Raw genomic sequence first — 11878 nt, forward strand, 5'->3', positions numbered from 1 at the left:
ACTCCTCATGTGGCTTTGAGAATTCACCGCCCTAACGATCCCCTACCGCGTCAGCCGCTTGTGCGTCATGCGGTGCGGGGCCGCCGCCTCGGCGCCGAGGCGGCGCAGCTTGTCCTTCTCATATTCCTCGAAATTGCCTTCGAACCATTCGACATGCGCGTCGCCTTCGAAGGCCAGCATGTGCGTCGCCATACGGTCGAGGAACATGCGGTCGTGGCTGATGATGACGGCGCAGCCGGCATAGGCTTCGAGCGCGTCTTCCAGCGCTCCCAGCGTTTCGGTGTCGAGGTCGTTGGTCGGTTCGTCGAGCAGCAGGACATTGCCGCCGTTCTTCAGCATCTTGGCCAGGTGCACGCGGTTGCGCTGGCCGCCGGAGAGGTTGCCGACTTTCTGCTGCTGGTCGCCGCCGCGGAAGTTGAAGGACGAGCAATAGGCGCGGCTGTTGATCTCGTGCTTGCCGAGCTTGATGATTTCGGCGCCGCCGGAGATTTCTTCCCACACGGTCTTGTTCCCATCCAGTGCGTCGCGGCTCTGGTCGACATAGCCGAGCTTGACCGTCTCGCCGATGCGCACGGTGCCCGCATCCGGCTTTTCCTGGCCGGTGAAGGTCTTGAACAGCGTCGTCTTGCCGGCGCCGTTGGGGCCGATAACGCCGACGATGCCGCCCGGCGGCAGCCGGAACGACAGGTTCTCGATCAGAAGCTCGTCGCCAAAACCCTTGTTGAGGCCTTCGACCTCGATGACGACGTTGCCGAGGCGCTCGCTCGAGGGAATAACGATCTGTGTGTCGGTCGGCTTGCGGTTCTGCGACTGCTCGACCAGTTCCTCATAGGCCTTGATACGCGCCTTGGACTTGGTCTGGCGCGCCTTCGGCGAGGACTGGATCCATTCGCGCTCGCGCCAGATCGACTTCTGACGAGCGTCGTCCTCGCGGCCTTCCTGGATCAGGCGCTTGGCCTTGGCGTCGAGATATCTGGTGTAGTTGCCCTCATAGGGAATGCCGCGGCCACGGTCGAGCTCGAGGATCCAGCCGGTGACATTGTCGAGGAAGTAACGGTCGTGGGTGATGATCAGCACCGAGCCGGGATAGTCGCGCAGGTGCTTTTCCAGCCACGCCGTGGTCTCGGCGTCGAGATGGTTGGTCGGTTCGTCGAGCAGCAACAGGTCGGGCTGTTCCAGAAGCAACCGGCAGAGCGCCACGCGGCGACGCTCGCCGCCCGACAGGTTGGTCACTTCGGAATCGGCCGGCGGGCACTGCAGCGCGTCCATCGCCATCTCGACCTGCTGGTCGAGATCCCACAGGTTGAGCCGGTCCATCTCGTCCTGCAACTTGGCGGACTCGTCGGCCGTCTCGTCGGAATAGTTCATCATCAGTTCGTTGTAGCGCTCGATGATGGCGGTCTTCCTGCCGACGCCGTCCATGACGTTTTCACGCACGGTCTTTGAGTTGTCGAGATGCGGCTCCTGCGCCAGGTAGCCGACGGTGGCACCCTCGGCCAGCCACGCCTCGCCCTGAAACTCCTTGTCGAGCCCGGCCATGATGCGCAGGATGGTCGACTTACCCGAGCCGTTGGGCCCGAGAATGCCGATCTTGGCGTCCGGATAGAAGGACAGGTGAACGTTATCGAGCACCTTCTTGGTGCCGTAGGCCTTCGACAGGCCGGACATGTGATAGATGAACTGGCGTGCCACGCGCGCTTTCCCTGAAAAACTGACTGAATTGTCGAATTGAATGGAGGTTGGCCGCTATGTAGGCGATGCGGCGGCGAACGGCAATCGCTTTTGCCAGATCAAGCCGATCACGAGGCGCGCAGAAATCTCCGGTTAACCCTTCCGCGTCACAACAGGATCGGGGTGGAATCGCTGGCTGGCCGCGATTCCTGTAGAGAAAGCGGATCGACGGCAGTGCTGAACAGTTTCCTGCTCCTTGCCGAAGCGGTCGTCTACTTCAGCGTCATGGTGACGCTTTTTCGCTTCAGGAAGCGCATTGGCCTCGGCGTCTTCGTCTGCGCGCTCGGCGTCATGCATTTCCTGGAAACCTATCTCGCCAGCGTCTTTTATGTCGCGCTGCCGTTCGGCCTGGTCTCGCCAGGCTCGGCAGTGCTGTTTTCGGGCAAGCTGGTGATGCTGCTCCTGCTCTACATCAAGGAGGACGCCGCCACCGTGCGCCAGCCCATCTATGGCCTGCTGCTCGGCAATGCGTTGATGATCGGGATGGTGCTGCTCTTGCGCCTGCATGCCATCGCGCCGCTCCCCGACGGCAAGCTGCCCGATATCGGCTTCATCGACGAGATGGGCTGGCTGATGGTATGGGGCACGACGCTCCTGTTCATCGACGCTATCCTGATCATCCTGCTCTATGAAAGACTTGGACGCACCCTGCGCAAGGCGCAGTTCGCGCGCATCCTGATCTGCGTCGCTTGTGTGCTGACCTTCGACCAGGCGGGCTTCTTCACCGCGCTGCATTTCGTCGCCGGCGCGCCGATTGCCGTCTTCTTCGGCGGCTGGTTCGCCAAGATGGCGGCGGCGCTGGCCTTCAGCGGCATGCTCGTGGCCTACCTAAGGTGGTTCGAGGTCCGCGACATTGCGCTGCCGCGCGGTCTGACGGACATTTTCGAAACGCTGACCTATCGCGAGCGCTATGAAGCGCTGGTCGAGCATGTCGGCCGCGACGGCCTGACCGGCCTGCTGCATCGCGGCCGCTTCGACGCCGACGGTGAAGCCGCCGTCGAGGTCAGCCTGCGCACGGCGAGGCCCCTCAGCCTGCTGATCGTCGATGTCGACCATTTCAAGTCGATCAACGACCGTTTCGGCCATGCCGAAGGCGACAAGGTGCTGAAAGCGGTAGCAAGCCTGCTCCGCGAAGTGGCGAGCGCCGAAGACCAGGTGTTCCGCATCGGCGGCGAGGAGTTCGCCATCCTCAGTTCGCGCCCGCATCCGGTCGCCAGGCTGTTTGGCGAAAGCATCCGCTACGCCGTCAAGGCATCGCCCGTGGCCACCCGCTTCGAGCTGACCGTCAGCGCCGGCGTTTCAACCGTCAGCGAAACGACGCGCTGTCTTGCCGATCTGTTCGCGCTTGCCGACCAGCGCCTCTACAAGGCGAAGTCCACCGGACGCGACCGCGTCGTCGGCGAGCCGGGCGGCCATGAGCCGGACGCCGCCATCGCCTGGACCAGGTCGGCGCAGTTCTAAATCTAGAGCCAGGTGTGTCCTTACTGGAACCCGATCGCGTCGACGGTGCCTATCGGGCAACCGGCCTTGTTGGTCGGCACGGAAGCCAGCAGCAGGTCCTTAAGCGAAGCGTTCGGGCTGATCGGGCCGGCAAGGCCGAGCGTCAATTCGCCGATCAGCCGCCGGCCATTTGAGGGATCGATGACGCAGGACACCCGCACGCGATCCCCTGCCCCGGCACCGAAGGCCTGGTCGAAGGCGCCACGGATCTGGTCCGCCGTCAGCTTGCCGCCAATGGTCTTGGCGAAGAGCTCGCGCACCGGCGAGGCGTTTACTTGTCGCATCAGGCCGAGCGCGTCGGAGAAGTATTCCTGCTGGCTCTTGCCGTAGCAGGTGCCGTGCTTGATCCATTCATGCCGTTCCAGCTGGGAGGCCGTGCCCGGCATCACCTGATCGAGCTCCTTGCGGGTGCCGGCGTCCAGATTGACCGGCGGCAGATCCTTCCAGTGAGCGGGATTGTCGTTGGCCTTGTCGCTGGCCGCCACCTGGCAATAGGAATTGCCGTTCGGCTGCGGCCACAGCCCATGCAAGGTGAAGTTGGTGGCGTCGAACTCATTCGGGTTCTGCGCCCTGCATTCGGTCTTACTCGACTTGGTCTCGCAGAAAGCCGGCTGCCAGCTCAGCGCGAAGACATATTCGGGTTTCCCCGATGGGGCGGCCTTGCCTTGTCCGCCAGGTGCCGCAGGCACCGTCGAGGCACTGCTGCCCGAGACATGGCCGCAAGTGACCTTCACCCAGCGGCGCTCCGGATCGGAGCCCGGCACCAGGATCAGATAATGCGTCGGCGCGTCCTTGTTGCCGGCCAGCAGCTGGTAGCTCTTTCCGGCATCGGTCGAGACGTTGCCGGGGTTCTTGCCGTTCTTGATGGCTTGCGTTGCCGGACAGGCCGCATCGGCAACGAAGGTGCCGCTCATCTTGACTTCGGCATGCGCAGCATTGGCCAGCGATACCGCCAGCATGGCCAATCCGAAAACGACACCAATGCGCATGAGAGATCCCCGGCTGAGAAGTGGGCGACAGACTGAAGCTGTCTCCATGTCAGAATTGCGATATTTTGCTGGTCGAACGCAAGAAACATCGTCGCGCAAAAGCATTTGCTGTGGATTGACGCGTAACCGGCGCCGGCGCAAGAAAAGCCAACAAAGATAAAACGAGGGGGGAGAGCGGGCGGCCATGCCTTTCAATCAGCAACGCATGGTCCACTCACCGACCGGCGCCGATCTCAATCTCTTCGTCAGGCAGGCTGAAGACAAACCGCGTGCGGTCGTCCAGATCAACCACGGCTTGGCCGAGCACGCCGCGCGCTATGCCCGCTTTGCCGATTTCCTCTCCGCGCGCGGCTTCCACCTCTATGTCCATGACCATCGCGGTCACGGCGCGACCAAGGCGCCTGACGCACCGCTCGGCAAATTCGCCGACGAGGATGGACCGGCCAAGGTGATCGCCGATGTCGACGCCATCCATGATCTCATCGCCAGCGAATGCCCGGGCCTCCCGGTCATCCTCTTCGGTCATTCGATGGGCGCGTCGGTGGCGCTGAACTACCTTTTGGGCCACTCGCCGCGCATCCATGCCGCCGCGATCTGGAACGGCAATTTTTCGCAAGGGCGGCTTGGGCAGGTGGCGCTCGGCATCCTGGCCTGGGAACGGATGCGGCTGGGCTCCGATGTCCCGTCCCGCCTGCTGCCGAAACTCACCTTTCAGGCCTGGGGCAAGGCGGTGCCCGATCACCGCACGCCGTTCGACTGGCTATCGCGCGACGAGGCCGAGGTGGCGAAATACATCGCCGATCCGCTGTGCGGCTGGGATGCCTCCGTGTCGATGTGGCGCGACGTGGTCTCGATGGCGCTCAACGGCGGCAAGGATGCCGGCTTTGCCGGCGTCCGGCGCGACCTTCCCGTCGCCATCATCGGCGGCGAGAAAGACCCCGCCTCGGACTATGGCAAGGGCATCACCCACCTTGCCAATCGCATGCGCGGGATGGGCTTTTCGAATCTCGTTTCAAAGGTTTACGCCGACACCCGCCACGAAGGCCTGAACGAGGTGAACCGCGATATCATCATGAACGATTTCGCCACCTGGGCCGACAGCGTGCTGAAATAGCGACCTGAATCCTTTTCGAACCGGCCCGTTGGCCTATTGCAAGGGCCGTGACAGCCGATGCCGGGCTTGATAGAGGCTCTGCTTTCGCGGCAATCATGGTGATTGCGGCAATCACGGTGATTTATGGCCGAACCACCCCTGAAAGGCGTCCGCGTCGTCGAACTCGCCCGCATCCTCGCCGGGCCATGGGCCGGGCAATTGCTTGCCGATCTCGGCGCCGACGTCATCAAGGTCGAAAGTCCCGATGGCGGCGACGACACCCGCAAATGGGGCCCGCCCTTCGTCATGAGCCATGACGGCGAGAACCTGTCGGCCGCCTATTACCATTCCTGCAACCGCGGCAAGCGTTCCATCGCTATCGATTTCTCGACGCCGGAGGGCGCCGAGACCGTGCGCCGGCTGGTCGCCACGTCGGACGTGCTGATCGAGAATTTCAAGCTCGGCGGCCTGAAGAAATACGGGCTTGATTACGACAGCCTGCGCAAGATCAACCCGCGCCTCGTCTATTGCTCGATCACCGGCTTCGGCCAGGACGGGCCCTATGCGCCGCGCGCCGGCTACGACTTCATCATCCAGGCCATGGCCGGCATGATGTCGATCACCGGCGAGGTCGGCCGCGAGCCGCAAAAGGCCGGCGTCGCCATCTCGGACATCTTCACCGGGCTCTATTCCGTCATCGCCATACAGGCCGCGTTGCGGCATGCCGAACAAACCGGCGAGGGCCAGCATATCGACATGGCGCTGTTCGACACGCAGATCTCGGCGCTCGGCAACCAGAACCTCAACTATCTCGTCTCCGGCAAGTCGCCGGTGCAGATGGGCAATGCGCATATGAACATCGCGCCTTACGAGGTGGTGCCGGTCCGGGACGGCCACATCATCCTGGCGGTCGGCAATGACGGCCAGTTCGCCAAATTCTGTGCCGCCGTCGGGCTGGATGAATTGTCGACCAATCCCGACTTCGCCACAAATCCGGCCCGGGTCGCCAACCGGGTGAAGCTGCGCGAACGCATCGTCGAGGCGCTGAGCACGCTCGATCGCGCCCCGCTGCTGGCAAAGCTGGAAGCGGCAAGCGTGCCGGCCAGCCCGATCAACACGATCGGCCAGATGTTTGCTGATCCGCAGACGATCGCGCGCGGCATGCGGCTCGACCTCGACGACGGCCATGGCAATCTTCTGCCCTCGGTGCGCGCGCCGATGGTGATGTCGGGCACGCCGCTGGTCTATGAGCGCCCTTCGCCGCGCCTGGGCGAACACACCGACGAAATCCTTGCCGAACTGGAGAGATCAGCAAAATGAAGACCGGTGGACAACTGATCGTCGAAGCGCTGGAAGCGAACGGCACCGACCGCATCTTCTGCGTGCCCGGCGAATCCTATCTGGCGGTGCTCGACGCGCTGCACGATTCATCGATCCGCACCATCGTCTGCCGCCAGGAGGGGGGTGCCGCGATGATGGCCGACTGCCAGGGCCGGCTGACCGGCAAGCCCGGCATCTGCTTCGTCACCCGCGGCCCCGGCGCCACCAACGCATCCGCCGGTATCCACATCGCCATGCAGGATTCGGTGCCGCTCATCCTATTTATCGGCCAGGTCGCCAGCCATGCCAAGGAACGCGAGGCGTTCCAGGAGGTGGATTACAAGAGGTTCTTCGGCGACATCGCCAAATGGGTGGTCGAGATCGACGACGCCTCGCGCATCCCCGAATTCGTCACCCGCGCCTTCGCGGTCGCGACATCGGGACGGCCTGGCCCGGTCGTCATCTCGCTGCCCGAAGACATGCTGACCAGCGAGGTCCAGGCTCCGGAAGCGCTTCCCCACACGCCGGTCGAGACCTATCCCGGCGGGGCCGAACTCGATGCGCTGGAAATGCTGCTCAACGGCGCCAAGCGACCATTCGTCATCCTCGGCGGCACACGCTGGAATGAGGAAGCCGTCGCGCGCATGCGCACCATATCGGAGACGTGGTCGCTTCCCGTCGGCTGCTCTTTCCGTCGCCAGATGCTCTTCGACCATCTTCACGCGAACTACGCCGGCGACGTTGGCATCGGCATCAACCCCAAGCTGGCGGCGCAGGTCAAGGCGGCCGATGTCGTGCTGTTGATCGGCGGGCGCATGGGCGAGATGCCCTCTTCCGACTACACGCTGCTGAAAAGCCCCTACCCCGACCAGGCGCTGGTGCATGTCCACGCCGACGCCGGCGAGCTCGGCCGCGTCTACCGGCCGACGCTGGCAATCAACGCCTCGCCCGCCGCCTTCGTCGAGGCCTTTGCCAAGCGCAAGCCGGCCGGCACACCATCTTGGACGGCCGAGACGGCGAAAGCGCATAGCGCCTATCTCGAATGGTCGACGCCGCCGCAGACGGGTCCGGGCGACCTGCAGATGGGCCCGATCATGAACTATCTGGAACAGGAGTTGCCGCACGACGCCATCTTCGCCAACGGCGCCGGCAACTATGCCACCTGGGTGCACCGCTTCCACCGCTTCCGCCGTTTCGGCACGCAGGCGGCGCCGACCTCCGGCTCGATGGGCTACGGCACCCCGGCGGCGGTCGCCGCCAAGGCCCTTTATCCGGATCGCACCGTGATCGCCTTTGCCGGCGACGGCTGCTTCCTGATGAATGGCCAGGAGTTCGCCACCGCCGTGCAATATGACCTGCCGATCATCGTCATCGTCGTCAACAACGGCATTTACGGCACCATCCGCATGCACCAGGAACGCGAATATCCCGGCCGCGTCGTCGCCACCGATCTCAGGAATCCCGACTTCGCGTCGCTGGCACGCGCCTATGGCGGGCATGGCGAGACGGTCGAGAAGACGGCAGACTTCGCGCCGGCCTTCGAGCGAGCGCGGGCCAGCGGCAAGCCGGCCATCGTCGAAATCAGGCTCGACCCCGAAGCGATCACGCCAACCCGCACGATGACGCAGATCCGCGACAAGGCGTGATCCAAACAAAAAGGGGCGGTCGCCCGCCCCTTTTTTAAGCGGTTTCCGTTATTTCGCCGCCTCGATCTGGCCGCGGATCTCGCCGTCCTTGTTGGCGGCGGTATGGACATTGACATAATAATTGCCGGCCGCCAGGTCGGCGGCCTGCGCATCCGTCAGCGTTGCCGACCCCTTGATCGGGCTCTTGAGCTTGCCTTTGAACGGGATGACCGGAGCGGCATTCGCACCCATCGCCGCCGGGCCGTGAATATGCGCTGCCGTCGCCGGTCCGCTGAGGCCGGAATATTTGACGTTCCAGCTGAGTTTCTTCTTGGTGGTGTCGAAGGTGAGCGTGGCGGTGCCTTTGCCCTTGGTGGTGACGGGCGGGTTCTGCTGGCCGCCATCGAGCGTTGCCTTGTACTTCACCACCTCGGCCATTGCTGGCGAAGCGAGCAGGAAGGCGGTCGAAACGGCAAGAGCCGAAAGCACCGGCAGGAAAGAATATGTGCGCATGAAAAACCTCCGATTGGCTGTCGCATGGGTCACGGTCCCCCGACGCGCGCATGCTTCAACGCAACGGCTGGAGCGCGCAATGTTTCCCCGCACACGTTTTTGTTACCAGGAAAAGCAAAGGGGACGATCGCTCGCCCCTTTGTAGTTTCCAAAGAGCAAGCTTCAGGCCGACGCCAGCGCCTGCGTCAGGTCCGCGATCAGATCGTCCGGATGCTCGACACCGATCGACAGCCTGACCGTGGTCTCCAGCACCCCGATGCGCTGGCGCACGTCGAATGGAATGCCGGAATGGGTCATGGCCGCCGGATGGCTGGCGAGCGACTCGGTGCCGCCGAGACTTACTGCCAGCTTGAAGATCTGGAGGGCGTTGAGAAATGCGAAAGCCGCCTTCTCTCCGCCTTTGATGTCGAAGGAGAATGTCGAGCCGGCGCCGCTGCATTGCCTCACATAGGCGCGCCCCGCCGGCGTATCCTCGCCCAGGAACGGCAGATAATGCACCTTCTCGACCTTGGCATGATCGCGCAGGAATTCGGCGACCAGGCGCGCATTGTCGTTGGCCCGCTCCATGCGGATCGACAGCGTCTCCAGCGAACGGCCGAGCATCCAGCAGGAATGCGGGTCGAGCTGCGTGCCGATCGCGCCGCGCAGCGCCTTGATCGGCTTGGTGACGGCCTTGCTGCCCATGGCCGCGCCCGCGATGAGGTCGGAATGGCCCCCGACATATTTGGTCAGCGAATAGACGGAGACATCGGCGCCGTGCTCGATCGGCCGCTGGAACACCGGGCCGAGCAGCGTGTTGTCGCAGACGATGATCGGTGTTGACCCTTGGCCCGCACCAATCTCATCAGCGATCGTCCGCATCAGCGCGATATCGACCAGGCTGTTGGTCGGATTGGACGGCGTCTCGATCAGGATGACGGAAACGCGCCCCTTCGCCACCGCGGCATCGGCGGCTGCCCGAACCGCCTTCTCGTCGACACCGTCGGCGAAGCCGACAGCGCCGATGCGGAAGCCGGACAGCGTGCGCGTCAGCAGCGTCTCGGTGCCGCCATAGAGCGGCTGCGAATGCAGGATGACGTCGCCCGGACGGGCATAGGCCAGCAGTGTCGTCGCGATCGCCGACATGCCGGACGAAAACAGGATGCAGGCGTCCGTGCCCTCATAGATCGCCAGCCGGTCCTCGACGATCTCGCTGTTGGGATGGTTGAAGCGCGAATAGACGAGACCCGATGCCGTGCCGCTCGGCGGTTCCTTGCGGCCGGACGTGTAGTCGAAGAAGTCGCGCCCCTCTTCCGCCGATTTGAACACGAAGGTCGAGGTCAGGAACACTGGCGGCTTGACCGCGCCTTCCGACAGCTGCGGATCGAAGCCATAGCTCAGCATCAGCGTCTCCGGATGGAGCTTGTGGTTGCCGATATGGGTTTTCGACGGGCGTGGCGCGGTCATGGCTTTTCCTGCTTTTTTGAGAGATATCCCGCCGCAATTTATGCGATCTAGATCGGCCAGTCCTTGCTATTTTCGGCCGTACATGGCTGCTTGCCGGCAAGAAATTGCCCCGAGTGATAAAAAATGCAGCAGAAGATAGCCGACGATTTTGACCTCAGGATTCTGCGCGAACTGCGTGATGACGCCCGCATCACCAACAACGAGCTCGCCGAGCGCATCGGCCTGTCGCCGTCACCTTGTCTCAGGCGCGTGCGGCGGCTGGAGGAGACGGGTGTGATCAAGGGTTACACCACGCTGGTCGATCCCGCCGCCTTCGGCTGGAGCATGGTCGCCATCGCCACAATCCGGCTCAGCCGGCAGAACGAGGACGAGATCGTCATGTTCGAGGACGCGATCCGCGGCTGGGAAGAGGTGCTGGAGTGCCACCTCGTCACCGGTTCGCGCGACTATGTGCTGAAAGTGGTGACCGGAAGCCTCGAACAATACGAGCGCTTCATCAAGGAGAAGATCGCACGACTGAAATGCGTCGCCTCGATCGAGACCAGCTTCGTCATGAACACCATAAAGGAACGGCGCCTCTGACATCTGGCCAGGGGCGCCGCTCCATCTTGTCGTTTGAGCATGATCTTTTCGGGATCACGCTCCGGTAGGGTTACTTGATCGCCTTGTCGGTGATCGCGGTGGTGTAGGCGCCTTTCGGCTCCTTGGTGATGATCTTCTGGTCGAGCAGCGCCTTGGCGGTGCGCTCATAGGTCGCCGGATCGAGCTTGCCGTCGGCATTGTCGATCAGCTTGGCGACTTCGCTCATCATGCGTTTCTGGTGGTTCTCGTCCTGGCCGCCGCCATCCATGACGATGCCTGCCGCTTCGTCATTGTTGTCGACGGCGTATTTCCAGCCCTTCATCGAGGCGCGCACGAAACGCACCATCTTGTCGGCGAAGGCCGGATCCTTGAGCTTGTCTTCCGACGCATAGAGCCCGTCCTCGAGCAGGTCGTTGCCCATCGCCGAGTAGTTGAACACGGTGAGCTGTTCCGGCTTGTAGCCGGCGTCGATCAGCTGCCAGTACTCGTTGTAGGTCATGACCGAGATGCAATCGGCCTGCTTCTGGATCAGCGGCTGCACGTCAAAGCTCTGCTTGAGCACGGTGACACCGTCCTTGCCGCCATCGGTCTTGAGGCCAAGCTTGTTCATCCAGGCGTAGAACGGATATTCGTTGCCGAAGAACCAGACGCCCAGCGTATGCCCCTTGAAATCGGCTTCGGTCTTGATCGGGCCGTCCTTCGGGCAGACCAGTTCCATGCCGGCCTTCTTGAACGGCTGGGCGATGTTGACCAGCGGCACGCCCTTTTCGCGCGCGGCGAGCGCGCCGCCCATCCAGTCGACGATGACATCGGCGCCGCCACCGGCGATCACCTGCTCGGGGGCGATGTCGGGACCGCCGGGCTTGATGTCGACGTCGAGGCCTTCTGCTTCATAGAAACCCTTGGCCTTGGCGACATAGTAGCCGGCAAACTGGGCCTGCGTGACCCATTTCAGCTGCAACGTCACCTTGTCGGCGGCCATTGCCTGGAAGGCGGCGAGCGACATCGCGCCGGCCAGAACTGGAATGACAAGTCTTTTCATGTTTTTACCCTCTGAAGTTAGCACCCTTAAACCCACC

The 11878-nt window shown here is 63.1% G+C and carries 10 protein-coding genes; 5 read left to right on the top strand and 5 right to left on the bottom strand.

Annotation, left to right across the window (positions count from 1 at the left end):
- Positions 1-42: 42 nt before the first annotated feature.
- On the bottom strand, positions 43-1692 hold the full coding sequence (ettA, locus tag AB4Z43_RS03835) for an energy-dependent translational throttle protein EttA (protein WP_019859140.1): 1650 nt from the start codon (positions 1690-1692) through the stop codon (positions 43-45).
- Positions 1693-1905: 213 nt separating this feature from the next.
- On the opposite strand from ettA, the gene AB4Z43_RS03840 reads away from it, so the two are divergent.
- A complete protein-coding gene (locus AB4Z43_RS03840; RefSeq protein WP_441935975.1) occupies positions 1906-3192 on the top strand; it encodes a diguanylate cyclase in 1287 nt (428 codons plus the stop codon).
- A 20-nt stretch (positions 3193-3212) separates the two neighbouring features.
- Here the strand turns inward: AB4Z43_RS03840 and AB4Z43_RS03845 are convergent, their stop codons facing one another.
- On the bottom strand, positions 3213-4220 hold the full coding sequence (locus AB4Z43_RS03845; protein ID WP_441935977.1) for a ribonuclease T2 family protein: 1008 nt from the start codon (positions 4218-4220) through the stop codon (positions 3213-3215).
- A 184-nt stretch (positions 4221-4404) separates the two neighbouring features.
- On the opposite strand from AB4Z43_RS03845, the gene AB4Z43_RS03850 reads away from it, so the two are divergent.
- From AB4Z43_RS03850 to AB4Z43_RS03860, 3 genes are all read left to right on the top strand, one after another.
- Entirely contained in the window at positions 4405-5334 is a 930-nt protein-coding gene (locus tag AB4Z43_RS03850; protein WP_019859144.1) for an alpha/beta fold hydrolase, read from the top strand.
- A gap of 123 nt (positions 5335-5457) precedes the next feature.
- Positions 5458-6633: a CaiB/BaiF CoA transferase family protein gene (locus tag AB4Z43_RS03855; protein ID WP_019859146.1), complete on the top strand. Its 1176-nt coding sequence runs from the start codon at positions 5458-5460 to the stop codon at positions 6631-6633.
- Positions 6630-8279, top strand: a complete 1650-nt coding sequence (locus AB4Z43_RS03860) for a thiamine pyrophosphate-binding protein (RefSeq protein ID WP_441935979.1) — start codon at positions 6630-6632, stop codon at positions 8277-8279. Before AB4Z43_RS03855 ends, AB4Z43_RS03860 begins: the two co-directional genes overlap by 4 nt.
- 48 nt (positions 8280-8327) lie before the next feature.
- On the opposite strand, the gene AB4Z43_RS03865 is transcribed toward AB4Z43_RS03860, so the two are convergent.
- Both AB4Z43_RS03865 and AB4Z43_RS03870 read right to left on the bottom strand, forming a co-directional pair.
- Entirely contained in the window at positions 8328-8771 is a 444-nt protein-coding gene (locus tag AB4Z43_RS03865; protein ID WP_019859149.1) for a CHRD domain-containing protein, read from the bottom strand.
- 162 nt (positions 8772-8933) lie between these two features.
- Entirely contained in the window at positions 8934-10217 is a 1284-nt protein-coding gene (locus tag AB4Z43_RS03870; RefSeq protein WP_441935981.1) for a cystathionine gamma-synthase family protein, read from the bottom strand.
- Positions 10218-10340: 123 nt separating this feature from the next.
- Between AB4Z43_RS03870 and AB4Z43_RS03875 the strand changes: the two genes are divergently transcribed.
- The gene (locus tag AB4Z43_RS03875; protein ID WP_019859151.1) at positions 10341-10799 is read left to right on the top strand and encodes an Lrp/AsnC family transcriptional regulator; all 459 of its coding nucleotides are present in this window, start codon (positions 10341-10343) and stop codon (positions 10797-10799) included.
- 70 nt (positions 10800-10869) lie between these two features.
- Here the strand turns inward: AB4Z43_RS03875 and AB4Z43_RS03880 are convergent, their stop codons facing one another.
- A complete protein-coding gene (locus AB4Z43_RS03880; protein ID WP_019859152.1) occupies positions 10870-11841 on the bottom strand; it encodes an ABC transporter substrate-binding protein in 972 nt (323 codons plus the stop codon).
- Between the last annotated feature and the right edge of the window lie 37 nt (positions 11842-11878).

Source organism: Mesorhizobium sp. 2RAF45, from assembly GCF_052115225.1.
In the GTDB taxonomy this organism is placed as follows: Bacteria; Pseudomonadota; Alphaproteobacteria; order Rhizobiales; family Rhizobiaceae; genus Mesorhizobium; species Mesorhizobium jarvisii.

What these genes read in the sequence shown, in the direction of transcription:
- AB4Z43_RS03850 (WP_019859144.1), top strand. Translation starts at nt 4,405, where the DNA reads ATGCCTTTCAATCAGCAACGCATGGTCCACTCACCGACCGGCGCCGAT.
- AB4Z43_RS03880 (WP_019859152.1), bottom strand. Translation starts at nt 11,841, where the DNA reads ATGAAAAGACTTGTCATTCCAGTTCTGGCCGGCGCGATGTCGCTCGCC.
- AB4Z43_RS03865 (WP_019859149.1), bottom strand. Translation starts at nt 8,771, where the DNA reads ATGCGCACATATTCTTTCCTGCCGGTGCTTTCGGCTCTTGCCGTTTCG.
- AB4Z43_RS03875 (WP_019859151.1), top strand. Translation starts at nt 10,341, where the DNA reads ATGCAGCAGAAGATAGCCGACGATTTTGACCTCAGGATTCTGCGCGAA.
- AB4Z43_RS03860 (WP_441935979.1), top strand. Translation starts at nt 6,630, where the DNA reads ATGAAGACCGGTGGACAACTGATCGTCGAAGCGCTGGAAGCGAACGGC.
- AB4Z43_RS03870 (WP_441935981.1), bottom strand. Translation starts at nt 10,217, where the DNA reads ATGACCGCGCCACGCCCGTCGAAAACCCATATCGGCAACCACAAGCTC.
- AB4Z43_RS03855 (WP_019859146.1), top strand. Translation starts at nt 5,458, where the DNA reads ATGGCCGAACCACCCCTGAAAGGCGTCCGCGTCGTCGAACTCGCCCGC.
- AB4Z43_RS03845 (WP_441935977.1), bottom strand. Translation starts at nt 4,220, where the DNA reads ATGCGCATTGGTGTCGTTTTCGGATTGGCCATGCTGGCGGTATCGCTG.